Below are 777 nucleotides of genomic sequence, written 5' to 3'. Positions count from 1 at the left end.
ACCTGGTTGTTGTCCATGTGATACAGGAACGAGCCGCCGTACGTATCGGACTTCAGCGGCCAGCCGGCCGTGTGGATCACGAGGCCCGGCTTGTGCTTGGCCGGGTCGATTTCCCACAGTTCCTTGATGCCGATCCCGTACGCCTGCGGATCGGCGTTCGCGTCGAGCTTGAACTTCGAAATCAGCTGGCGGCCGAGGTGGCCGCGGCAGCCTTCGGCGAACAACGTGTACTTCGCGTGCAGCTCCATGCCGAGCTGGAAGTTCTCGGTCGGCTCGCCGTCCTTGCCCACGCCCATGTTGCCGGTGGCGACGCCTTTGACCGAGCCGTCGTCGTTGTAAAGAATTTCCGCGGCGGGGAAGCCCGGGAAGATCTCGACGCCCAGCGCCTCGGCCTGTGCTCCAAGCCAGCGCGTGACGTTGCCCAGCGAGATCACGTAGTTGCCGTGATTCTTGAAGTTGTCCGGCAGCGCCCAGTTCGGCGTGGTCACCGCGCTCTTCTCGGACAGGAACAGGAAGCGGTCTTCCGTCACCTCGACGTCGAGCGGCGCGCCGCGCTCCTTCCAGTCGGGAAACAGCTCGGTGATCGCGCGCGGGTCCATCACCGCGCCCGACAGGATGTGCGCGCCGATCTCGGAACCCTTCTCGAGCACGCACACGCCGATCTCGGTGCCTTTCTCGGCGGCCAGCTGCTTGAGCCGGATCGCCGCCGACAGCCCGGCGGGGCCGCCGCCGACGATCACGACGTCGTATTCCATCGATTCGCGCGGGCCGTATTGC

Annotated in this window: 1 protein-coding gene; it reads right to left on the bottom strand. The window is 65.6% G+C overall.

Features of this window, described 5'->3' with window-relative positions:
* Window positions 1-777: NAD(P)/FAD-dependent oxidoreductase (locus tag JMF90_RS39025; RefSeq protein WP_201326542.1), on the bottom strand; the 777-nt coding region annotated here is incomplete at both ends.

Source organism: Burkholderia sp. E168m23, from assembly GCF_016586125.1.
Classification (GTDB): domain Bacteria; phylum Pseudomonadota; class Gammaproteobacteria; order Burkholderiales; family Burkholderiaceae; genus Burkholderia; species Burkholderia orbicola.
This window is presented reverse-complemented; position numbering and strand designations above follow the sequence as displayed.